Raw genomic sequence first — 21,926 nt, forward strand, 5'->3', positions numbered from 1 at the left:
ATGCTGCTCCTGACCCTGCGCAACCTGTTCGCCCGCAAGGTCCGGCTCGTGATGAGCGGCCTCGCGATCGTGATCGGCGTCGCGTTCCTCTCCGGCGTGATGGTCTTCAGCAACGGACTGTCCACGACCTTCGACAACATCATCTACGGGTCCACCCCCGACGGCGTCGTCCGCGCCCAGGACACCGACGAGTTCAGCAGCGGCGTGTCGGGCCAGTCCGCGCAGGCGATGACTCCGGACGTCGTCAGCGAGCTCGAGGCGCTGCCCGAGGTGGCTCGAGCCGACGGCGACATCATCGGTGGCGGGCTGAGCCTGCTCGGCAGCGACGGCACCCTCGTCGGGGGTTCCGGGGCACCGACCCTGGCGTTCAACTACCACGACGGCCCCAACATGGAGGGCGAGCAGATCCTCCTCCTCGGCCAGGGCCGCTGGCCCGAGGCCAACGACGAGATCGTGCTCGACCAGGGTGCGGTCGACGCTGGTGAGTACGAGCTCGGCGACGAGATCAAGATGCTCGCACCGTTCGGCCTGCTGGAGCGGACCGCGACCCTGGTCGGCATCGCCGAGTTCAACGGTGGAGGTACGGCGGGCGCGACCCTGCTGATCTTCTCCACCACAGGTGCGCAGGAGATCTTCTTCCAGGGCAAGGAACTCTTCAACCGGGTGAGCCTCACCGCTGCCGAGGGCGTGACCCAGCGCCAGCTGGCCGACGCCGCTGCAAAGGTGATCCCCGAGGGCTTCGAGACCGCCACGGGCGACAAGGTGGCCGAGGAGTCGCAGGACGCCGTGGGGAGCTTCCTGGACGTGATCAAGACGTTCCTGACCGTCTTCGCGATCATCGCGGTGATCGTCGGCGGTTTCATCATCGTCAACACCTTCACGATCCTCATCGCGCAACGCAGCCGCGAGCTCGCCCTCCTGCGCGCCATGGGCGCCTCGCGGGGACAGGTGACTCGTTCGGTCCTGCTCGAGGCCTTCGTGCTCTCGCTGATCTCCTCGACGCTCGCCATCGGGCTGGGCCTGCTGCTGGCGCGCGGTCTCGCCAGTGCGTTCCGCTCGTTCGGCCTCGACATCTCCGGCAACGCGCTCGACCTCAGCTCCCGAGCGACCCTGATCAGCTACGCCGTGGGCATCGGCGTCACGATGGCGGCGGCGTACCTGCCTGCCCGGCGGGCGGGCAAGGTCGCCCCGGTGGCAGCCATGCGCCAGGACATCGCTCCCGAGCGGGCATCGCTGCGCCGTCGTACCGTCATCGGCTCGGTGGTCCTGCTGATCGGCGCCGGCTTCGCCGCTGCCGGCGTCGCGGACACCAACGCACTGCTGATCGGGATCGGCGCCATCATCTGGATCCTCACGGTGGCCGCCATGAGCTCCATCCTCGGCTGGCCGGTGCTCGCCGCCTGCCGGTCCCTGTTCTCGGCCCTGTTCGGCACCACGGGCCGGCTGGCGGGCGAGAACGCGCTGCGCGACCCGCGACGCACCGGTGCCACCGCTTCGGCGCTGATGATCGGACTGGCGCTCGTCTCCACCATCGGGGTGCTCGCCGCCTCGCTCAACAAGTCGGTGGACGACGTCGTCGACGAGCAGTTCACCGCCGACCTGCTGGTGCAGAGCACGACCTTCCTGCCGTTCTCGACCGAGGTCGGTGACCGGATCGCCGGCATCGACGGCGTCGGTGTGATGGCCCGGCAGCAGTTCACGACCGCCCAGCACGACGACAGCACCGTGTACGTCACCGGGGTCGACGAGAAGTTCAACGAGGTCTACGACCTCGAGGTCCTCGAGGGCAGCGACCGGATCACCGGTGCCGAGACGATCATCAGCGACGACTTCGCGACGAAGTACGACGTCGGGGTCGGGGACACCCTCGACCTCGCCTTCCAGGGCGGCAAGGCGCTCGCCCCGACGATCGTCGGGATCATCGAGGGCAGCGAGGTGGCTTCGGAGGTCACCGTCCCGCTGGACCAGATCACGAAGGCCGGGGTCCTGCGCCAGGACACCGCGATCAGCATCCTGCTCGCGCCCGGTGCCGACGCGCAGGAGGTCCACGACCTGATCGACGAGGCGGCGGAATCGGTGCCGATCGTCGGGGTCTACGACAAGGAGCAGTTCTCCGACCAGATCCGCGAGCAGGTCAACCAGCTGCTCTACATGATCTACGGCCTGCTCGCGCTCGCGATCGTCATCGCCGTCATCGGGATCGTGAACACCCTCGGGCTCAGCGTCATCGAACGCACCCGTGAGGTCGGCCTCCTGCGCGCCGTCGGGATGAGCAGGACCAAGCTCCGCCGGATGATCACCCTCGAGTCGGTGGCCATCGCCGTGCTCGGCGCCGTGCTCGGCATGGCGCTGGGGCTGGTCATCGGGGTGCTGCTGCAGCGCGCGCTGGCCGACGAGCTCACCAGTCTCGGACTGCCGTTCGGCCAACTGGTCGTGTTCCTGGTGATCGCCGTCGTGGTCGGCGTCCTCGCGGCGGTGGTCCCGGCGATCCGCGCCGCCCGGCTCAACGTGTTGGCTGCCATCGCCAGCGAGTGAGGACCCGTGGTCCGGTGGATCATCCGATGAAGGTAAGGTGTGCATAACCTCAGTTCCTTCCCCGGGAGTCGACCATGAAGAGCTCCACCCAGCACCCCCAGCGGCCCCAGCGGTTCCGCCTCCTCGGGATCGCCGCCGTCGGCGTGGTCGGTCTCGGAGCCGGCTGCACCGCCGCCGGCAGCGCGGGCGACGGCGGCGACGGCGGCGACGCGGGCGGCGACCGCGGGTCCGGGGACTACACGGCCGGGGACTACGTCGCCACGGGTCGCTACACGACTCCCGGCGGCCAGGAGGAGATCGAGGTGGCGGTGGCACTCGCCGCCGACGGCACCATCTCCGAGCTGACCGTCACACCCCGCGGCGTGAACCCGAACTCGAAGAAGTTCCAGGGTGCCTTCGCCACCGGGATCGCCGAGGTGGCCGTCGGCAGGAGCATCTCCTCGCTCGTGGTGGACAAGGTCGCCGGTTCCTCGCTCTCGTCCGGAGGCTTCAACAAGGCCCTCGACGTGATCGCCGACGCCGCGCAGCAGTGACGGCGCCGACCCGCCCGCACCAGGTCGCGAACTTCACCTCCCTCGGCACGTCGTGGGAGATCGCGGGTGACCACGGCCTCGACCTCACCCCGGCGCTGGCGGTCCTCGACGACCTGGACCGCACCTGGTCGCGATTTCGCGAGGACTCCTCGGTGTCCCGGGCAGCCCGCCACGGTGGATCCATCCCGCTGACACCCACCACGACGCGCCTGCTCGACCTCCACGACCTCCTCGACGACCTGACCACGGGTGCGGTCAACCCGTTGGTCGGCGGCAGCCTGGAAGCACTGGGGTACGACGCGTCGTACTCACTCGTCGCGGGCTCCCCCGTCCCGGCGCCGCCCTGGCGTTCGCTGCCACGCTCGGAGGACCACCTCGTCGTGCCGGCCGGTGTGGTCGTCGACATCGGGGCGGCCGGCAAGGGTCTGGCGGTCGACCTGGTGGTCGCGGCGATGGAGGACTCCGGCCAACCGGTGCGCTGGGTCGACGCGAGCGGAGACCTGTGCCACGTCAGCGGCGAGGGTCCGCTGAGGGTCGCTCTCGAGCACCCGTCCGACCCGTCCTCTGCCATCGGCGTATGGGACCTCGCCCCGGGTTCGGCGATGGGCGCCTCGGCGACCAATCGGCGGGCGTGGGGCGAGGGCCTGCACCACGTCCTGGACGCCCGGACCGGGCGACCGGTGCGGCGCGTCGTCGCGACGTGGGCTGTCGCCGGCACCGCGATGCTCGCCGACGCGGCGGCGACCGCGCTCTTCTTCCTCAGCTCCGCCGCCGTCGAGGACGCCCTGGGCGTGGCGGCAGTCCGCATGTTCACCGACCACACCGTCGACTGCGGTCGCGGCTTCACCGGAGAGATCTTCACGTGATCAGCAGATTCGACCAGGCGCTGGGCCGCCTCCCGATGTACCGCGTCGCGTCGGGCGCCCTCGGTGCGCTCGTCGTGGTGGCACTGCTGCTGGCGCTCACGGGACGCCTTGACCAGGGCGTCTTCGACCCCGGCGCGATGCTGCTGACCCTCGCCGTCCTGGTCGGGGCATCGGTCATCAGCAGCCAGGTCGTGGCCCGACTGCTGGGTGGGCGGGCGCACCCCGAGTCAGCGCTGATCACCGGCTTGCTGCTGTGGTTCCTCTACTGGCCCACGACGGTCGCCGCGGAGCTCGGATGGCTGGCTCTCGCCGCCGTCCTGGCCAGCCTGAGCAAGTACCTCCTCGTCCGGCACGGACGTCACCTGTTCAACCCCGCAGCCGCCGGGGTCGTGCTGCTCGCGCTGGTCGGCTGGGCCGTCGGCACCCCGGAGGACCTCCCGTTCACCACCTGGTGGGTCGGGAGCGAGGTGCTGCTCGGTTGGGTCGCCCTGGCCGGTCTCGTCGTCCTGTGGCGGCTGCGGCGGTCCACCCACGTGGTCGTGTTCGTGGTCGCGGCGACCGTGCTGACCGCACTCTCGCTCCACGACCAGGGACTCGGCTGGTCCGACGGGATCCGCTTCGCCCTCGAGTCGGCCCCGGTTCTCTTCTTCGCGACGATGATGCTGACCGAACCGCTCACCCTGGCCCCCCGCAGGATCCACCAGGTCCTCGCTGCGCTCGTCGCTGCCGCTGTGTTCACCCTTCCGCTCACGATGCTGGCGGCCGGCTACCTGCTCGGCCTCGGTCCCGTCGGCGGGAGCTACGAGATCGCGCTGCTCGCCGCGAACGTCGTGGCGCTGCTCTGTGGTCAACGGGGCACCCAGCTCGAGGTGAGCGCCGTCCGTCCGATCGGCGAGGCGACCATCGAGGTCTCGTTCTCCCCGCGACGCCAGCTGCGCTTCGCGCCCGGTCAGTACGTCGAGCTCGACCTGGGCGCGACCGGCGCAGGGAGCGACCGCCGCGGCCTGCGCCGGATCCTGAGCATCAGCAGCCCTCCGGGCGGTGACCTCACGGTCGCCGTGCGGGTGCCCGAGGAGTCCAGCGCCTTCAAGACCGTGCTGCAGGGCCTCGCCCCCGGCGACCGGGTCCGCGCGACCCTCGTCGGCGGCGACTTCGTGTGGGCGCGCCGTCCCGCTCCCCTGCTGCTGGTCGCGGGAGGCATCGGCGTCACGCCCTACCTCAGCCAGCTGCGGGCCGAGCGGCATGCGTCGTACGACGACGTGGTGCTCGTCTACGGCACCAACGCCGACCCGGTGCCCTATGCCGCCGAGCTGGCGGCGACCTCGGCCCGGGTGGTGCTGGTGGCACCCCGACGCCCCGCCGGAGTGCCCGCGCACTGGGAGCACGTGGTCGGCGAGGTGCTCGACCCGGCGGCGCTCGTAGAAGCCGTGCCCGACCGGCACGGTCGCCGGGTCTACCTCAGTGGGCCGCCGGCGATGGTCAGCGCGTTGCGCTTCGCACTTCCGCGCGCCCGCGTCGACCAGTTCTCGGGCTACTGAGCCGGAGAGCGGCGAACCTCAGGCGAGCTCGACGAGATCGGCGTAGTCCTGGCTCCACAGGTCCTCGACGCCGTCCGGGAGGATGAGCACCCGGTCCGGCTCGAGCGCGTGGACGGCACCCTCGTCGTGGGTGACCAGGACGACGGCACCCTCGTAGCGCCGGATGGCGTTGAGCACCTCTTCACGCGAGGCGGGATCGAGGTTGTTCGTCGGCTCGTCCAGCAGCAGCACGTTGGCGGCCGAGACGACGAGGGAGGCCAACGCGAGGCGGGTCTTCTCGCCACCGGACAGGACGCCGGCCGGCTTGTGCACGTCGTCGCCGCCGAAGAGGAACGAGCCGAGCACCGAACGGGTCTCGGTGTCGGTGAGGCCGGGCGCCGCCGACTCCATGTTCTGCAGGACCGTCCGGTTGACGTCGAGCGTCTCGTGCTCCTGGGCGTAGTAGCCCACCTTGAGCCCGTGCCCGGGCAGGACCTGACCGGTGTCGGGCTTGTCGACGCCGGCGAGGATCCGCAGCATCGTGGTCTTCCCGGCACCGTTGAGACCGAGGATGACAACGCGTGAGCCCTTGTCGATGGCCAGGTCGACTGCCGTGAAGATCTCCAGGGCGCCGTAGGACTTCGAGAGGTCCTTGGCCGTGAGCGGCGTCTTGCCGCACGGCGCGGGTGTCGGGAACTTGATCGCTGCGATCTTGTCCGCCTGGCGCTCGCCCTCGACGCTGCCCAGCAGCTTCTCGGCACGCTTGAGCATCTGCTGGGCCGCGCTGGCCCCGGAGGCGCGGGCCCGCATCTTGTTGGCCTGGTCGGTGAGCGTCTTGGCCTTGTTCTGCGCGCTCATCATCTCGCGCTTGCGGCGAGCCTCGTCGGTCTCGCGCTGGACCAGGTAGTTCTTCCAGCCCATGTTGTACGTGTCGATCACGCCGCGATTGGCGTCGAGGTGGAAGACCTTGTTGACGGTCTCCTCGAGCAGCGCGTTGTCGTGGGAGATCACGATGAACCCACCGCGGTAGGTCTTCATCCAGTCGCGCAACCAGCCGATGGAGTCCGCGTCGAGGTGGTTGGTCGGCTCGTCGAGGATCAGGACCTCGGCGCTGGAGAAGAGGATGCGCGCGAGCTCGACCCGGCGACGCTGCCCACCGGACAGCGTGCCCAGCGGCTGGTCCATCAGGCGGTCGGGGATGCCGAGGCTCTGCGCGATCTGGAGCGCCTCGGTCTCGGCGGCGTAACCACCGCCGGCGTCCAGCTCGTCCTGGGCACGCTGGAAGCGGCCCATCGCCTTCTCCTGGACGACGGGGTCGTCCGAGCCCATGGCGACCTCGGCCTCACGCATCCGTCGTACGGCGTCGTCGAGACCGCGCGCCGAGAGGATCCGGTCGCGGACGACGACCTCGGGGTCGCCGACGCGCGGGTCCTGGGGCAGGTAGCCCAGGTCGCCGTTGTTGGTCACCGTGCCGTCGGACGGGAGGACGTCACCGGCCAGGACCTTGGTCAGGGTGGTCTTCCCGGCGCCGTTGCGGCCGACGAGACCGACCTTGTCGCCGGGGCCGACGCGGAAGCTGACGTTCTCCATGAGAAGCCTCGCACCGACGCGAACTTCGAGCTGGTGCACAGTGATCATGACGTGCCTGATTCTCCCACGTGAGGTCGAGGTCCCCTAAACCGCGACGCTGTGTCCTACGCTGCTGACGTGGTTCGATTCAATCCGAAGGCCCGCCTCGACACGTCCCGCGTCAACGACGGCGGGAGCGGCGGCCGAGGCCGGGGCGGCGGCAGTGTCGGCGGCGGAGGCATGCGCTTCCCGATTCCGACCGGACGGGGCGGGATCGGCGGCATCATCCTGCTGGTCGTCGTGTTCGTCGTCGGGCGGATGCTGGGCATCGACTTCGGTGTCGGTGGCGGAGCCTCCCCCGTTTACTCCCCCACCCGCCTCAGCGACGCCGACGACTCCGGTCGCTACGACGACTGCAAGACCGGTGCCGACGCCAACGAGTCCCAGGACTGCCTGCGCGTCGCGGTCGAGAACTCGTTGACCGACTTCTGGTCCGACCAGGGCATCCGCAACTGGGAGCCGATCTCGGCGCTGACCACCTTCACCGGCGGCGTCTCCACCGGGTGCGGCAGTGCGACGACCGACGTGGGTCCGTTCTACTGCCCGGCCGACTTCGGCATCTACGAGGACACCACCTTCTTCGACGAGGTCTTCGAGCGGCAGCTGGGCGGTCCCGACGGCGGCTTCGTCGAGGCCTACGTCATCGCCCACGAGTACGGCCACCACATCTCGAACCTGCTCGGCTTCATGGACAAGGTCACCAACCAGAAGACCGGCCCGCAGAGCCTGTCGACCCGCCTCGAGCTCCAGGCCGACTGCTACGCCGGCCTGTGGGCGCAGCACGCCACCGAGACCGAGGACGCCAGCGGCGAGGTCCTGGTCGAGGAGCTGACCGACAAGGACATCCAGCTCGCCCTCGAGGCGGCGGCCGCCGTCGGGGACGACCACATCCAGGAGAAGACCCAGGGGCAGACCAATCCCGAGACCTGGAACCACGGATCGTCCGAGCAGCGGATGAACTGGTTCCGCGAGGGCTTCGAGGGCGGGACCGTCGAGTCCTGCGACACCTTCTCCGCGCGGACGGTCTGACCCCACCAGCCCGGTCTACAGCGCGAGCAGTGCTTCCATGTGGTCGAACTGACGCTGCAACGTGCGCAGGTGCGGCGCCACCGCGGGGTGGCGGTACTTCGCGGCGAGCGCGCCCTCGCCCGCCGCCACCCGGTTCAGTGCCCACTCGGCCCGGCTCAGCGCGGTGAAGACGGCCACGATCCGGGCGCCGAGGACGACGGACTCCCGGTCGGCCAGGCCGGCAGGCAACCCGAGCAGGTAGGCGTCGAGCAGTGGCTCGAAGTCCTCGCGCGAGGACAGCGACAGATAGCCCAGGTCGCCGCCGACCGGGCCCCAGCCGAGGGTCCCCCAGTCGATGGCGAGTGCCTCGTCCGCGTCGCGGCCCGGCAGGTTGAGCGCGGTCGGGTCACCGTGCTGTGGCACCTGGGGCAGGCCGTCGAGCATCATCAGCATGACCTCGCGCCGTGTCCAGAGGTGCTCGGCGACGTCGGCGACGGTCGTGCGGGCCAGCGTGGTCCAGCCGCCCTTGCGGGCCACCCGCGCCAGCCGGTCACGCATCAGGTCCGAGGCGAGGAAGGTGGGATGTCCGATGGCGGCGCCGGCGAACCTGCCGATCGACACCGCCAGGAACAGCCCGCTCGCCGCAGCGTCCTCCACCCAGTCCCGCACGATCGTGACGCCGTCCGGGTCCTCCTCGACGGAGGCTCCCGCGGCACGCAGCCCGGGCGTCGCGGCGACCAGCCCGGTCTCGAGGACGTCGGCCTCACGGCGCCAGTAGGCGACATGGGCCCGCTCGGACAGGATGCCCGGGTCCCCCGGCTGCGGGGCGCCGAGCCGTTTGACCACCACCGGACGCCCGCCCAGCGCGGTGCGCCAGACCCCGACGGTGGACGTGCCGGATCCACCCGGGAGTGCCACCCACTCGGGCTCCGGCTGCCACATGGGGCTGAAACTAGCCGACGAGGAGCCGGTTCCCCGGGACATCGGCTCCCGGGAGAGGATGGATCGTGGAGATCTCGACCGACGACCCCGGCCGCCGCGACGTGCTCGCGCTGCTGGAGCAGCACCTCGCTGACATGTACGCGACCTCACCTGCGGAGAGCGTGCACGCCCTGGATCCGGCAGCGTTGGCCGGTCCCGACATCTCGTTCTGGACAGCGCGGGAGGACGGCCGGCTGCTCGGCTGTGCGGCGCTGAAGCAGCTCGCGCCCGAGCACGCTGAGCTGAAGTCGATGCGGACCACACCCCTCGCCCGCCGCCGGGGCGTCGCCGGGCGGCTGCTCGACCACGTCCTGGCCGAGTCCCGCTCCCGAGGCCACCGGCGGATCAGCCTCGAGACGGGCACCGAGGACTACTTCGCGCCCGCCCGGAACCTGTATCTCACCCGGGGCTTCGCTGAGTGCGGCCCGTTCGCGGACTACGTCCTCGATCCTCACAGCATGTTCCTGACCCTGGAGCTCTGAGGTCAGGTCCGTCGTCAGGACGGCGCGTTCTCGACCTCGACGTGCAGCGACTGGGCGTCGGCGATGACCTTCTCGAGAACCGCCCGCCGCGGGTCCGGGACCGCGTGCCACGCCCCGACGACCTCGAGTCGAGCGAGCCGGGCGTCCTCGAGGACCTCGGCCACCGCGGTGCGATCTCCTCCGGCCACCACGACGTCGAGCCCGGCGAGGATCCGCGCCGCGTGGTCGGCTGCTGCCTCGAAGGCATCGCGGGCCTGGTTGGCGCGGCGTCGGGCGAACCGCTGCTGGGACTGGCCGCCGGCCTTCGTGCGCCCCTGGACATGGCGTTGCCCGACCTTCGACTCGACGAGCTGCGTGCCCTCGAGCCGTCCGACGGCGAAACCGCCCTTGCGCACGAGCAGGACGCCCCAGCGTTGCGGTGGCCTCGCCTCGCCCACGAGGGCGACGGCCTCCGCAGCACCGTCGTAGGAGGAGGAGAAGGGGAGCCGGGCCGCGAACCAGGAGCCGTCGGCTGCCGTGCCCCGCAGGGCGCCGCCGTCGGTCACCAGCGCCGTGGCGCCGTGCGAGGACTGGAAGTTCTCGCACCATCGAGGCCAGCGCTGGACGGGAACGAAGACCTCGGGCACGGGACGAACCTACCGATGAGAACGTGTTCTAGTCTTGCCGCATGCCCGCCCTGCACCCGTGCGACCACGTCGGCCTCGACTTCATCGACTCCGCCGCGAACCGGTTCTCCAACAGCGTGGACCTCGCGATCACCCCGGAACAGCTCTTCGAGGTGCTCGCCGACGCGGACTCGTGGCCGCGCTGGGCGAAGGTGATCACCGACGTCGAGTGGACCACCGCGCCGCCCAGGGGCATCGGCACGATGCGCACGGTCACCATGCGCGGCGGACTCGTGGGCGCCGAGGAGTTCATCGCCTGGGACGAGCACACGATGCTCGCCTTCCGCTTCAACGAGGCGTCCGAGAAGCGGATCCGGGCGTTCGCCGAGAGGTACGACGTCGTCGCGACCCCCGAGGGCTGTCGACTCACCTGGACGCTGGCCCTCGAGGTGAGCGGTGTCGCCCGCTTCACACTCGCGCCGAGCAAGCCCCTGTTGAACGCGGGCTTCCGCAAGTTCCTCAGGAACCTGAGGCGCTACACCGACGAGCGGTACGCGTCAGCTACACGTTGAAGCCGAGGGCGCGGAGCTGCTCGCGGCCGTCGGGAGAGATCTTGTCGGGGCCCCACGGCGGCATCCAGACCCAGTTGATCGCGACGTCGTTGACCAGGCCCTCGAGAGCGGCGTTGGTCTGGTCGGTGATCACGTCGGTCAGCGGACAGGCCGCCGAGGTCAGCGTCATGTCGAGCACGAGGTTGGATCCCTCGTCGACGTGCATGCCGTAGACGAGGCCGAGGTCGACGACGTTGATCCCGAGCTCGGGGTCGACGACGTCCTTCATCGCCTCCTCGACGTCGACCAGCGCGACGCCGGTCGAGGCGTTCGTGCTGTTCGCGAGGAGATTCGCCTCCGGCACGTCGGGAAGGTCGCTGTGGTCCTGGTGACCGTGGCCGTGACCATGTCCGTGGTCGCCGTGGTCGTGGTTGTGCTCGCTCATGACTTGTCTTCTCCTCCTGCGACGACCTGGGTCGTCGCGTCCTTCCACGCCATCCACGACAGCAGTGCGCACTTCACGCGCGCGGGGAACTTCGCCACTCCGGCGAAGGCGATGCCGTCCTCCAGGACGTCCTCGTCCGGCTCCACGTTGCCCTTGCCCTGCATGAGGGTCAGGAACTCCTGGTGGATCGCCAGCGCCTCGTCGACGGTCTTGCCGATCACGAGGTCGTAGAGCACGGAGGCAGATGCCTGGGAGATCGAGCAGCCGAGCGAGTCGTACGAGACGTCCTCGACGACGCCGTCCTTGAGGTGGACCCGGAGGGTCACCTCGTCACCACAGGTCGGGTTCACGTGGTGCACCTCGGCCGACTCGCCGGTCGCGCTGTCGCGAAGACCCTTGCCGTGCGGGTTCTTGTAGTGGTCGAGGATGATCTCCTGGTAGAGAGCATCCAGCCCGTTCCGGTCAGTTCCGTGTGCCGTCATCAGGTCAGTCCAACTTGAAGTAGCTGCGGGTGTATTCCAGGGCCTCGACGAGCGCGTCGATCTCGCGCGGCTCCGTGTAGAGGTACGACGACATGCGCGTCGAGCTCTGTACGCCGAACCTGGCATGGGCCGGCTTGGCGCAGTGGTGGCCGGCGCGCACGGCGACGCCGCGGCTGTCGAGCACCTGGGCGATGTCGTGCGGGTGCACGCCGTCGAGCTCGAAGGCGATCGCGCCACCGCGCAGGGCGGCGTCCAGCGGTCCGAGCACGGTCAGGCCCTTGATGCCCTGCAGACCCTCGAGGGCGTAGGCGGTGATGGCCTGCTCGTGGGCGTGGATCGCACCGAGTCCGATGTGACCGAGGTAGTCCACCGCGGCACCGAGGCCGATGGCCTCGACGATCGGCGGGGTCCCGGCCTCGAACTTGTGCGGGATGCCGGCGTAGGTCGAGACGTCCATCCGGACGGTCTCGATCATCTCGCCGCCACCGAGGAACGGCGGCAGCTGGTCGAGCACGGCACGCGAGCCCCACAGGACGCCGATCCCCGTAGGTCCGACGACCTTGTGACCGGTGAAGGCGACCAGGTCGGGCCGCTCGTCGAGAGGCATCGCGGCCAGGTCGATCGGCAGCTGCGGCGCGGCCTGCGAGGCGTCCACCACGACGATCGCGCCGACGGCGTGCGCCTTGCGGGTGATCTCGGCGATCGGGTTGATCGTGCCGAGCATGTTGGACACCCAGGTCAGGGACACGACCTTCGTGCGCTCGGTGATGAGCTGCTCGATGTTCGAGAGGTCGAGCTGACCGTCGTCGGTCAGGCCGAACCACCGCAGCGTCGCGCCGGTGCGCTGCGTGAGCAGCTGCCACGGGACGATGTTGGAGTGGTGCTCCATCTCGGTGATGACCACCTCGTCGCCAGCGCCGATCTGTCGCTCCCCCGCCCAGACCAGCGTGTTGGCGACCAGGTTGAGCGCCTCCGAGGCGTTCTTGGTGAAGATCACCTCGTCGCGCTCGGGCGCGCCGATGAAGGCGGCGACCTTGTCACGGGCGGCCTCGAAGGCCTCCGTGGACTCGGCACCGAGCTGGTGCATCGCCCGTGCGATGTTCGCGTTGTGCCGCTCGAGGTGGTCGACCATCGTGTCGATCACCACCTGCGGCTTCTGCGAGGTGTTCGCGCTGTCGAGGTAGACCAGCGGCATCCCGCCCGCGAGCGTGCGCTCGAGGATCGGGAAGTCCTTGCGGATGACCTCGAGCTCGGGCAGCAGGCCGCTCAACCCGCTGGTCGACCCGATGGCCGGGCCGGGCGAGACCATCAGACCGCCGCCTCGAGGAAGCGCTCGTAGCCGTTGGCCTCCAGCTCCTCGGCCAGCTCGGGACCGCCGGACTCGGCGACCCGGCCCGCGACGAACACGTGCACGTGGTCGGGCTTGATGTAGCGCAGGATCCGCGTGTAGTGCGTGATCAGCAGGACACCCTTGCCGTCGCGCTCGCGGAACCGGTTCACGCCCTCGGAGACGACCTTGAGCGCGTCGATGTCGAGGCCGGAGTCGGTCTCGTCCAGGATCGCGACCTTGGGGTCGAGCAGGTCCAGCTGGGCGATCTCGTGGCGCTTCTTCTCGCCGCCGGAGAAGCCCTCGTTGACCGAGCGCTGACCGAAGGTCGGGTCGAGGTTCATCCGCTCGAGCGTGGCGTTGACGTCCTTGACCCAGGTGCGCAGCTTGGGCGCCTCTCCGTCGATGGCCGTCTTGGCGGTGCGCAGGAAGTTCGACACGGACACGCCGGGGACCTCGACGGGGTACTGCATCGCGAGGAAGAGTCCGGCGCGGGCGCGCTCGTCGACCGACATCGCCAGGACGTCGTCGCCGTCGAGGGTGACCGTTCCGCCGGTGATCTCGTAGCGCGGGTGGCCGGCGATCGAGTAGGCCAGGGTCGACTTGCCCGAACCGTTGGGTCCCATGATCGCGTGGGTCTCGCCGTCGTTGATCGTCAGCGTGACGCCCTTGAGGATCTCCTTGGGACCGTCATCGGTCTGAACCTGGACCTGCAGGTCCTTGATCTCCAGGGTGCTCATGTTGGGGTGACTCCGTTCAGAGTGGTCTCCACGTCGACGTACACGTCGTCTCCGCGGACTTCGACAGGGAAGGTGGCAACCGGCTCGGTCGCCGGGAAGGTGGTGGGCTTGCCGGTGCGCAGGTCGAAGGTCGACCCGTGCAGCCAGCACTCGATGGTGCAGTTCGCGACCTCGCCCTCGCTGAGCGAGACTGCGGCGTGCGAGCAGAGGTCCTGCAGGGCGAAGACCTCCTCGCCGTCACGGGCGATCGCGACGTCGTACCGGTCGATCGTGACCGCAAGGGCCTCGTCGGTGGGTACGTCGGCGAGCGCGCACGCGCGTTCGAAGGTCATGCCTGTCCTCGATCGGCCTCGTCCAGCTCGGCGAGCACGTGACGCTGCAGCTCCTCCTCGACCTGGGCCGACAGCTTTGCTGCGACCTCGGGCACGGTGACCCGACGGATCAGGTCGTCGAAGAACCCGCGGACGACGAGCTTGCGGGCCTCGGCCTCGCTGATGCCACGCGAGCGGAGGTAGAAGAGCTGGTTGTCGTCGAAGCGGCCGACCGCCGACGCGTGGCCCGCGCCCTCGATCTCGCCGGTCTCGATCTCCAGGTTGGGGACCGAGTCGGCCTGGCAGCCCTCGGTGAGCACGAGGTTGCGGTTCTCCTCGTAGGTCTCGATGCCTTCGGCGACCTTGCGGATCAAGACGTTGCCGATCCACACGGTGTGCGCCTTGGCGCCCTGCAGCGCACCCTTGTAGACGACGTTGGACTTCGTCTTCGGGGCGTTGTGGTCGACGAACAGGCGGTGCTCGAAGTGCTGACCCGCGTCGGCGAAGTAGAGGCCGAACAGCTCGGCTGATCCACCGGGACCGGCGTAGTCCACGTTGGTGCTGGTGCGGACCAGGTCGCCGCCGAGGGTGAACTCGAACTGGCGCAGCGTGGCGTCGCGACCGACCCGCACGTTGATCTGCTCGGTGTGCACGGCGTCGTCGGCCCAGTCGTTGATGTGCACCAGGTCGAGCTGCGCGCCGTCGCCGACGAGCACCGAGGTGAAGGCGTTGTACGTCGTGCTGCCGGAGTGCTCGATGAGCACGACCGCGCGGGCGTGGTTCCCGATCCGCACGACGACCCGGCCGGCCACGGCCTCCTCGACGGAGGTGCCGTGCAGCTGGATCCGGACGGGGTCCACGACGTCGGCCTCGCTGGCGATGTCCAGCAGCCAGGCCGTGCCGGCGTTCTTCGCCGCGAGGGCGCCGAGGCGGTCGAACGGGGCCGTGCCGCCGAGCGCGACGGCCTCCTCGAGCGGGATCTCGCTCAGCGTGACGCCGTCGGGGAGCTCGATCTTCTGCTCCAGCCGGCCACCGGGAGCGGTGTCCTCGAGGAGCCCGCGCAGCCGCTTGAGCGGCGTGAAGCGCCAGATCTCCTCACGGCCGGACGGCGCGGGGTGCGCCGCCAGGTCGTAGGTGGGCTCGGGGTGGAGGTGACTCTCGACGTGGTCCTGCTCGAGGGCGTCACTGACAACTGCTGCCGACATCAGCCGACGGCTCCTTCCATCTGGAGCTCGATGAGCCGGTTCAGCTCGAGGGCGTACTCCATGGGGAGCTCCTTGGCGATCGGCTCGACGAATCCGCGCACGATCATCGCCATGGCCTCGTCCTGCTCCATGCCACGCGACATGAGGTAGAACAGCTGGTCGTCGGAGACCTTCGAGACCGAGGCCTCGTGACCCATCGAGACGTCGTCCTCGCGGATGTCGACGTACGGGTAGGTGTCGGAGCGGCTGATCTGGTCGACCAGCAGCGCGTCGCAGAGCACGTTGGACTTCGAGCCGTGCGCGCCCTCGTTGATCTGGATCAGGCCGCGGTAGGACGTCCGCCCGCCACCGCGCGCCACCGACTTGCTCAGGATCGAGCTGGAGGTGTTGGGGGCGGCGTGCACCATCTTGGCGCCGGCGTCCTGGTGCTGGCCCTCGCCGGCGAAGGCGATCGACAGCGTCTCACCCTTGGCGTGCTCGCCCATGAGGTAGACGGCGGGGTACTTCATCGTGACCTTGGAGCCGATGTTGCCGTCGACCCACTCCATGGTCGCGCCGGCCTCGCAGACGGCGCGCTTGGTCACGAGGTTGTAGACGTTGTTCGACCAGTTCTGGATGGTCGTGTAACGGCAGCGGCCACCCTTCTTGACGATGATCTCGACGACCGCGGAGTGCAGCGAGTCCGAGGAGTAGATCGGGGCGGTGCAGCCCTCGACGTAGTGGACGTAGGCGTCCTCGTCGACGATGATCAGCGTCCGCTCGAACTGGCCCATGTTCTCGGTGTTGATCCGGAAGTAGGCCTGCAGCGGGATGTCGACGTGCACACCCTTGGGGACGTAGATGAACGAGCCGCCCGACCACACCGCTGTGTTCAGGGCGGAGAACTTGTTGTCACCGACCGGGATCACCGTGCCGAAGTACTCCTTGAAGAGCTCCGGCTGCTCCTTGAGGGCGGTGTCGGTGTCCAGGAACAGCACGCCCTGGGCCTCGAGGTCCTCACGGATCGAGTGGTAGACGACCTCGGACTCGTACTGCGCGGCGACACCGGAGACGAGACGCTGCTTCTCCGCCTCGGGGATGCCGAGCTTGTCGTAGGTGTTCTTGATGTCCTCGGGGAGGTCGTCCCAGGTCGCGGCCTGCTTCTCGCTGGACCGGACGAAGTACTTGATGTTGTCGAAGTCGATGCCTCCCAGGTCCGATCCCCACGTGGGCATGGGCTTGCGGCCGAAGAGCTTGAGGCCCTTCAGGCGCAGGTCGAGCATCCACTCCGGCTCGGACTTCAGGGACGAGATGTTGCGCACGACGTCCTCGCTGAGGCCGCGCTTCGCGTCCGCACCGACGTCGTTCTTGTCGGACCAACCGAACTCGTAGCGACCGATCCCCTTCAGCTCAGGGTTCAGTTCTTCGATCGAGGTCATGACGTGACCTCCTCCTTCTTTGTCGGCGACTGCGATGACGTCGGAGCGGCGGGGATGCAGGTGGTGCACACCCCGTCGCCGTGGGCGATGGTGGCCAGGCGCTGGACGTGGGTTCCGAGGACGCGGCCGATGGCCTCGGTCTCGGCCTCGCACAGCTGGGGGAACTCGTGGGCGACGTGGGACACGGGGCAGTGCTGCTGGCACAGCTGCTCCCCCGCGCTGTGTCCGTTGATCGGCGTCAGCTGGCGCACGGCGGCGGCGTACCCCTCCTCGGAGAAGACCAGCGCCAGCACCTCGGCATCGGACGACTCGGGGTGGGCGGCACGGAGGTCGGGGAACCGGCGTTCGATGAAGGACGCCCGTCGGTCCGCGAACGCACGCACGGCCTGCTCGCCGCCGGTCTCGGCCAGGAAGCGCAGGGCCTCGGTGGCGAGGTCGTCGTACTGCTGCACGAACGCATCGCGTCCGTGACCGGTGAGCGCGAACACCTTGGCCGGGCGACCGCGACCGCGGGCACCCACGGGACGCGGGTCACGGGCATCGATCGCACCGTCGGCCAGCATCTGGTCGAGGTGGCGACGGACGGCGGCAGGAGTCAGCTCCAGCCGCTCGGCGAGGGCCGCAGCAGTGGACGGTCCGTTGACCAGGATCGACTGCGCGACGCGCTGGCGCGTCGGCTGATCGGTGTCCCTGGACATTTCCACAACATCAGTGTGCCGATATTGCAGGGGGTCCTTCAAGCAAGGCCGCCCTTACTGAGGACACCCTGCGAGACGTGGGTCACATCGCGACGTCGGAGGCCCGCCCCGGGGCGGTCTGCCGCAGCCACGCGAGACCTGCGAACGGGAGCACGAGCGGGAGGAAGCCGTACCCCTGGCCGAAGTGGGACCACACGGTCCGGTCCGGGAACAGGTCGGTCGCCAGATAGCTCATCGCGCCCACGGAGAGCACGCCGAGGAGCTCGATGCTCACCGCGATGCCGGCGACACGCCAGCCCGTGCGCCCGCCGAGCAGGAGGCAGGTCGTGGCGACCAGGTAGAGCACGGCGGCGAGGAGCGACAGCGAGTACGCCAGCGGCGCCCGCTCCGGCTCCATGCCGAGTTGGACCGCAGACCTCCCGGTCGCAGCGACGGCGAAGATCCCGTAGACGAAGACGAGGGCGCGGCCCCAGCCCTGGGAGAGCTGGCCGTCGGACAGCGGCCTGGACTCAGCCACGGCCCGCCACCCAGACGTCCCACAGACGGAGCTCGAGCCCGGCCACCGTGGCGACTGCGAGGAGCAGGATCGTGGTCCCGACCCGCGACCGCTCGGCGAGCGAGAAGAAGGCGCCCACGATCGGCACCAGCACGACCGTGACGAGGTAGCTCACGAAGACCGCGCCCTCGACCTCGCGATCGGTGCGGGCCAGCGCGACGGCACCGACGACGAGCTGCGCGACGACCGCGACCTCCAGCACCGCGAGCCCGATGAAGTGCGCGTCCTGGGCCGAACGGTCCCGGACCAGGTCGACGAGCAGCACGATGGCCACCACGCCGGCAATGGCGAGGATCACGCCGTAGGACCAGGAACTCACGGCCGCCAGCGTAGAGCCGAAGTGGCACCCATAGACTCCCCGGGTGCCCGCTGGACCTGCTGGACCTGCCGTTCTCGTCGACGGACTGGTGATGCGATACGGCGACCGTACGGCCGTCGACGGTCTCTCCTTCGAGGTCGAGGCCCACACCATCACCGCGGTGCTCGGGCCCAATGGCGCCGGCAAGACCACGACGCTCGAGACCTGCGAGGGCTACCGCCGGGCGCAGGCAGGCACGGTGCGGGTCCTGGGGCTCGACCCCGTCCGCGAGCGCAGGGCCCTGCTCCCCCGCATCGGGGTCATGCTCCAGTCCGGTGGCGCGTGGAGCGGCGCCCGGGCCGAGGAGATGCTCCAGCACTTCGCGCGGCTGCACGCCCACCCCCTCGACACGGACCTGTTGATGGAGCGGCTCGCCCTCCACGAGTGCGGACGTACGCCGTACCGCCGCCTGTCCGGTGGTCAGCAGCAGCGCCTCGGGCTCGCACTGGCCCTCGTCGGACGACCCGAGCTCGTCTTCGTCGACGAACCCACCGCCGGCCTGGACCCCCAGATCCGGCGCGCCGTGTGGGACCTGCTCGAGGAGCTGCGCACCGACGGCGTCACGGTCGTGCTCACGACGCACTACCTCGAGGAGGCCGAGCGGCTCGCCGACAAGGTGCACATCCTCGACCAGGGCCGGCTCGTCGCCAGCGGATCCCCGCTGGAGCTCACCCGCGGCGGCACGGTCGCCACGATCCGCCTCGTCGTGACCCAGCCCTTCCCGGAGGGCTCCCCCGAGGCCCTGGCCCGCGCGCTCGGTGCCGGGACCGAGCTGAGGATCCTGGACCCCCTGAGCCTGCAGCTCTCCGGGCCCGCCGACGGCTCCACGCTTGCCACCGTCGCCGCCTGGTGCGCCGACCACGACGTCCTGCCCGAGTCGCTGTCCCTGGGGCAGCGCAACCTGGAGGACGTGTTCCTCGAGCTCACCGGTCGGGAGGACTTCGCATGAGCACCCGCCCGACCGGCACCTTCACCCCGGCTCCCGGCGCCGCACCCGTCCTGCGTCAGCTCGTCACCCAGGCCGGCATGGAGGCGCGGCTGATGCTGCGCAACGGCGAACAGCTCCTCATCGCGGTCGTGATCCCCGTGATCGTGCTGATCGGCGCCGTCCGCGGCGCCGAACGGGTCGGCCTCGACCTCGACGGGCGGCCGATCGACGTGCTCACGCCCGGAGTGCTGGCCCTCGCCGTGATGTCCACGGCCTTCACCTCGCTGGCGATCGCGACGGGTTTCGAGCGCAGGTACGGCGTGCTCAAGCGTCTCGGGACCGCTCCGTTGTCCCGGGCCACCCTGCTCGGCGGCAAGGTCGTCGCACTGGTGCTGGTGCAGGTCATCCAGTTCGTCGTGATCGGGGGCGTGGGCCTGGCCCTCGGGTGGTCGGGCCCCGACGGCGTCGGCGCGTGCCTCGCGATCGTGCTGGCAGCCCTGGCCGGCACCGCCGCCTTCGCGTCGCTCGGCATGCTGCTCGCGGGCTCGCTCCGCGCCGAGGCCACGCTCGCCGCGGCCAACCTGGTCTACCTGCTGCTCCTCGCCGGTGGCGCCGTGATCCTGCCCGCCGACGTGTACGGCGGCCTGGGGGACGTCGTGCGCTGGCTGCCCTCGGGCGCGCTCGGTGAGGCCATGCGGGCCGCCTGCGAGAGCACTGTCGCTGTGCGCGACCTCGTCGTCCTCGCCGCCTGGGCCGGACTCGGCTCCGCCCTGACCGCCCGGACCTTCAAGTGGGAGTGAACGTGACCACCCAGACCGAGAGCCGTCTCACGGCCGTCCAGCGTCGCCTCGGCGAGCGGCTGGTGCCCCTCGCGTGGGCCAACCTCGTCGCCAACATCGCCATCGTCGTCACCGGAGGCGCGGTCCGGCTCACCGGATCCGGCCTGGGCTGTCCCACGTGGCCGCGCTGCACCGACGAGTCCTATCTGCCTCACGGCGCCCTCGGCGTCCACGGGGCGATCGAGTTCGGCAACCGGATGCTCACCTACGTCCTCGTCGTGATCGCGGTGGCCTGCTGGCTCGCGGCTCGCGGTCGCGCTGCGGAGCACCCCCTCGCCGTACGCCTCTCGACGATCATCGCGCTCGGCATCCCGGCTCAGGCGCTGCTCGGCGGCGTGACCGTCCTGACCGACCTCAACCCGTGGATCGTCGCGTTCCACCTGCTCGTGTCGATGGCCATCGTCGGTGTGTGCGTGCTCCTGCTCGACCACCTCCGCGGCCCGACCCGCGCCTCCGCTCCCCTGCCACTGCGGCGGGCCGCGCTCGCGACCTTCGCCGTGGGCTGGGCGGTGCTCTACCTCGGCACCGTCGTGACGGGCTCCGGCCCGCACTCGGGTGACCTGGAGTCCAAGCGCACCGGTCTCGACCCCCAGGTGATGTCCCACGTGCACGCGTGGTCGGTCTACGCGCTGGTCGCGCTCACCCTGCTGGTGCTGTGGTGGTCACGTCGTACGGGACTGCTCGTGCTGCACCGTGCTGCACGACTCCTGCTCCTCGTCGAGCTCGCCCAGGGCACCATCGGCTTCTGGCAGTACTTCACCGACCTGCCGGAGATCCTCGTCGGCATCCACATGCTCGGCGCCGGAGTGACCTCTGCGGCCATCACCTGGGTGCTGATCGCCACCCGGGCGCGTCGCTGATCTGCCTGCAGGGCGTCAGCGCAGCAGCGGGTCGATCGCGACCGCGACGAACAGCAGGCTCAGGTAGAGGTTCGAGGAGTGGAACAGCCGCATCGGCTGCAGGAGGCTGAGCTCCTCGGTGGTGCGGGCACGGCGGTGCAGGCCGTGGGCCTGGACCAGGAACACCGCACCGAGCACGGCGGCGACGATCGGGTAGACGAGCCCGGTCTCGGCAACAGGCCACAGGACCAGCGACGTCGCGACCATCACCCAGCTGTAGACGACGATCTGGAAGGCCACGGCCCGGGCCGACTTCACGACCGGCAGCATCGGGACGTCGACCTGCGCGTAGTCCTCGCGGTAGCGCAGCGCCAGCGCCCACGTGTGCGGGGGCGTCCAGAAGAACACGACCATGAACAACACGATCGGGACCCAGGACAGCTCGCCGGTCACGGCCGTCCAGCCGATCAGGGCGGGGAAGCAGCCAGCGATCCCGCCCCAGACGATGTTCTGGGTCGTGCGGCGCTTCAGCAGCATGGTGTAGACGAAGACGTAGAACGCGTTGGCGCTGATCGAGAGCACCGCGGAGAGGGTGTTGACCCAGACCGCGAGGATCACGGTGGACAGCACCGCGAGCACGATGCCGAAGAAGAGGGCGGCGCCCGGCGTGACGATGTGGCGCGGCAACGCCCGGCGACGCGTACGACGCATCTGCTCGTCGATGTCGCGGTCGTAGACACAGTTGAACACCGATGCCGAGCCTGCGGAGAGCGTGCCGCCGATGACGGTGGCCACCACCAGGCCGAGGGGCGGCACGCCACGGGCCGCGAAGAACATGACGGGAACCGTCGTCAGCAGCAGCAGCTCGATCACACGCGGCTTGGTGAGGCCCACATAGGCCATCACCACGTCACGCAGGCTGGCCTTCGGGTCACCCGCGTCGTCGGCGACCAGCTCGGGGCTGGTGGGGTCGACGTAGGTCACGGAGTCCTCGCAAACAGGGAACGACAGCAGTGGAACGGGGCCGAGTGTAGCCCGCCGCTCGCCCGTCCACCGCACCGCTGCCGGTGTCG

At 69.8% G+C, this 21,926-nt stretch carries 24 protein-coding genes; 10 read left to right on the forward strand and 14 right to left on the reverse strand.

The window, feature by feature from the left end:
• The 4 genes from ASE01_RS19285 to ASE01_RS19300 all read left to right on the forward strand — a co-directional run bounded on the left by ASE01_RS19285 (window position 1) and on the right by ASE01_RS19300 (window position 5,472).
• Entirely contained in the window at window positions 1–2,535 is a 2,535-nt protein-coding gene (locus ASE01_RS19285; protein ID WP_056756225.1) for an ABC transporter permease, read from the forward strand.
• A gap of 74 nt (window positions 2,536–2,609) precedes the next feature.
• Window positions 2,610–3,068 carry an FMN-binding protein gene (locus ASE01_RS19290; protein WP_056756227.1) on the forward strand — a complete coding sequence of 153 codons (459 nt, stop codon included), beginning with the start codon at window positions 2,610–2,612 and terminating at the stop codon, window positions 3,066–3,068.
• The gene (locus ASE01_RS19295; protein ID WP_056756229.1) at window positions 3,065–3,934 is read left to right on the forward strand and encodes an FAD:protein FMN transferase; all 870 of its coding nucleotides are present in this window, start codon (window positions 3,065–3,067) and stop codon (window positions 3,932–3,934) included. The genes ASE01_RS19290 and ASE01_RS19295 overlap by 4 nt, the downstream gene beginning before the upstream one ends.
• Window positions 3,931–5,472, forward strand: coding sequence for an FAD-dependent oxidoreductase (locus tag ASE01_RS19300; RefSeq protein WP_056756232.1), 1,542 nt, complete (start codon window positions 3,931–3,933; stop codon window positions 5,470–5,472). The genes ASE01_RS19295 and ASE01_RS19300 overlap by 4 nt, the downstream gene beginning before the upstream one ends.
• A gap of 18 nt (window positions 5,473–5,490) precedes the next feature.
• On the opposite strand, the gene ASE01_RS19305 is transcribed toward ASE01_RS19300, so the two are convergent.
• Window positions 5,491–7,089 carry an ABC-F family ATP-binding cassette domain-containing protein gene (locus tag ASE01_RS19305; RefSeq protein WP_056756235.1) on the reverse strand — a complete coding sequence of 533 codons (1,599 nt, stop codon included), beginning with the start codon at window positions 7,087–7,089 and terminating at the stop codon, window positions 5,491–5,493.
• Between the two features lie 69 nt (window positions 7,090–7,158).
• Here ASE01_RS19305 and ASE01_RS19310 point away from each other — a divergent pair, with 69 nt between their 5' ends.
• Window positions 7,159–8,109, forward strand: coding sequence for a neutral zinc metallopeptidase (locus tag ASE01_RS19310; RefSeq protein ID WP_056756973.1), 951 nt, complete (start codon window positions 7,159–7,161; stop codon window positions 8,107–8,109).
• A gap of 15 nt (window positions 8,110–8,124) precedes the next feature.
• Here ASE01_RS19310 and ASE01_RS19315 read toward each other — a convergent pair whose 3' ends face one another.
• Window positions 8,125–9,030 carry a phosphotransferase gene (locus tag ASE01_RS19315; protein WP_056756238.1) on the reverse strand — a complete coding sequence of 302 codons (906 nt, stop codon included), beginning with the start codon at window positions 9,028–9,030 and terminating at the stop codon, window positions 8,125–8,127.
• Between the two features lie 65 nt (window positions 9,031–9,095).
• On the opposite strand from ASE01_RS19315, the gene ASE01_RS19320 reads away from it, so the two are divergent.
• Window positions 9,096–9,551 carry a GNAT family N-acetyltransferase gene (locus ASE01_RS19320; protein WP_235536108.1) on the forward strand — a complete coding sequence of 152 codons (456 nt, stop codon included), beginning with the start codon at window positions 9,096–9,098 and terminating at the stop codon, window positions 9,549–9,551.
• Between the two features lie 14 nt (window positions 9,552–9,565).
• On the opposite strand, the gene ASE01_RS19325 is transcribed toward ASE01_RS19320, so the two are convergent.
• Complete coding sequence (locus tag ASE01_RS19325; RefSeq protein ID WP_056756243.1) at window positions 9,566–10,177, reverse strand: acVLRF1 family peptidyl-tRNA hydrolase; 612 nt, start codon at window positions 10,175–10,177, stop codon at window positions 9,566–9,568.
• Window positions 10,178–10,218: 41 nt separating this feature from the next.
• Between ASE01_RS19325 and ASE01_RS19330 the strand changes: the two genes are divergently transcribed.
• Window positions 10,219–10,728, forward strand: coding sequence for an SRPBCC family protein (locus tag ASE01_RS19330; protein WP_056756246.1), 510 nt, complete (start codon window positions 10,219–10,221; stop codon window positions 10,726–10,728).
• Here ASE01_RS19330 and ASE01_RS25445 read toward each other — a convergent pair.
• From ASE01_RS25445 to ASE01_RS19380, 10 genes are all read right to left on the reverse strand, one after another.
• Window positions 10,718–11,152 carry a metal-sulfur cluster assembly factor gene (locus ASE01_RS25445; RefSeq protein WP_082606238.1) on the reverse strand — a complete coding sequence of 145 codons (435 nt, stop codon included), beginning with the start codon at window positions 11,150–11,152 and terminating at the stop codon, window positions 10,718–10,720. The two genes, ASE01_RS19330 and ASE01_RS25445, sit on opposite strands and share 11 nt — an antisense overlap.
• A complete protein-coding gene (gene sufU, locus ASE01_RS19340; RefSeq protein ID WP_056756249.1) occupies window positions 11,149–11,634 on the reverse strand; it encodes a Fe-S cluster assembly sulfur transfer protein SufU in 486 nt (161 codons plus the stop codon). The genes ASE01_RS25445 and sufU overlap by 4 nt, the downstream gene beginning before the upstream one ends.
• Before the next feature lie 4 nt (window positions 11,635–11,638).
• The gene (locus tag ASE01_RS19345) at window positions 11,639–12,943 is read right to left on the reverse strand and encodes a cysteine desulfurase (RefSeq protein ID WP_056756252.1); all 1,305 of its coding nucleotides are present in this window, start codon (window positions 12,941–12,943) and stop codon (window positions 11,639–11,641) included.
• Complete coding sequence (sufC, locus tag ASE01_RS19350; protein WP_056756255.1) at window positions 12,943–13,701, reverse strand: Fe-S cluster assembly ATPase SufC; 759 nt, start codon at window positions 13,699–13,701, stop codon at window positions 12,943–12,945. The genes ASE01_RS19345 and sufC overlap by 1 nt, the downstream gene beginning before the upstream one ends.
• Window positions 13,698–14,033, reverse strand: a complete 336-nt coding sequence (locus ASE01_RS19355) for a non-heme iron oxygenase ferredoxin subunit (protein WP_056756257.1) — start codon at window positions 14,031–14,033, stop codon at window positions 13,698–13,700. The genes sufC and ASE01_RS19355 overlap by 4 nt, the downstream gene beginning before the upstream one ends.
• Complete coding sequence (sufD, locus tag ASE01_RS19360) at window positions 14,030–15,217, reverse strand: Fe-S cluster assembly protein SufD (protein ID WP_056756260.1); 1,188 nt, start codon at window positions 15,215–15,217, stop codon at window positions 14,030–14,032. The genes ASE01_RS19355 and sufD overlap by 4 nt, the downstream gene beginning before the upstream one ends.
• Entirely contained in the window at window positions 15,217–16,635 is a 1,419-nt protein-coding gene (gene sufB / locus ASE01_RS19365; protein ID WP_056756263.1) for a Fe-S cluster assembly protein SufB, read from the reverse strand. Before sufB ends, sufD begins: the two co-directional genes overlap by 1 nt.
• The gene (locus ASE01_RS19370) at window positions 16,632–17,333 is read right to left on the reverse strand and encodes a helix-turn-helix transcriptional regulator (RefSeq protein ID WP_056756266.1); all 702 of its coding nucleotides are present in this window, start codon (window positions 17,331–17,333) and stop codon (window positions 16,632–16,634) included. Before ASE01_RS19370 ends, sufB begins: the two co-directional genes overlap by 4 nt.
• A gap of 82 nt (window positions 17,334–17,415) precedes the next feature.
• The gene (locus tag ASE01_RS19375; protein ID WP_235536109.1) at window positions 17,416–17,850 is read right to left on the reverse strand and encodes a hypothetical protein; all 435 of its coding nucleotides are present in this window, start codon (window positions 17,848–17,850) and stop codon (window positions 17,416–17,418) included.
• Entirely contained in the window at window positions 17,843–18,208 is a 366-nt protein-coding gene (locus ASE01_RS19380; protein ID WP_157537564.1) for a hypothetical protein, read from the reverse strand. Before ASE01_RS19380 ends, ASE01_RS19375 begins: the two co-directional genes overlap by 8 nt.
• 43 nt (window positions 18,209–18,251) lie before the next feature.
• On the opposite strand from ASE01_RS19380, the gene ASE01_RS19385 reads away from it, so the two are divergent.
• Genes ASE01_RS19385 through ASE01_RS19395 form a run of 3 tightly spaced genes read left to right on the forward strand, consistent with a single transcriptional unit; the run spans window position 18,252 to window position 20,874 of the window.
• Complete coding sequence (locus ASE01_RS19385) at window positions 18,252–19,196, forward strand: ABC transporter ATP-binding protein (protein ID WP_235536110.1); 945 nt, start codon at window positions 18,252–18,254, stop codon at window positions 19,194–19,196.
• Window positions 19,193–19,975: an ABC transporter permease gene (locus tag ASE01_RS19390; RefSeq protein WP_056756274.1), complete on the forward strand. Its 783-nt coding sequence runs from the start codon at window positions 19,193–19,195 to the stop codon at window positions 19,973–19,975. The genes ASE01_RS19385 and ASE01_RS19390 overlap by 4 nt, the downstream gene beginning before the upstream one ends.
• A gap of 2 nt (window positions 19,976–19,977) precedes the next feature.
• Window positions 19,978–20,874 (forward strand): COX15/CtaA family protein, encoded by an 897-nt coding sequence (locus tag ASE01_RS19395; protein ID WP_157537567.1) that lies wholly within the window; start codon window positions 19,978–19,980, stop codon window positions 20,872–20,874.
• A 15-nt stretch (window positions 20,875–20,889) separates the two neighbouring features.
• Here the strand turns inward: ASE01_RS19395 and ASE01_RS19400 are convergent, their stop codons facing one another.
• Window positions 20,890–21,837 carry a heme o synthase gene (locus tag ASE01_RS19400; protein WP_056756277.1) on the reverse strand — a complete coding sequence of 316 codons (948 nt, stop codon included), beginning with the start codon at window positions 21,835–21,837 and terminating at the stop codon, window positions 20,890–20,892.
• Window positions 21,838–21,926: the final 89 nt, after the last annotated feature.

The sequence above is a fragment of the Nocardioides sp. Root190 genome (genome assembly GCF_001428565.1).
Taxonomy (GTDB): Bacteria; Actinomycetota; Actinomycetes; order Propionibacteriales; family Nocardioidaceae; genus Nocardioides.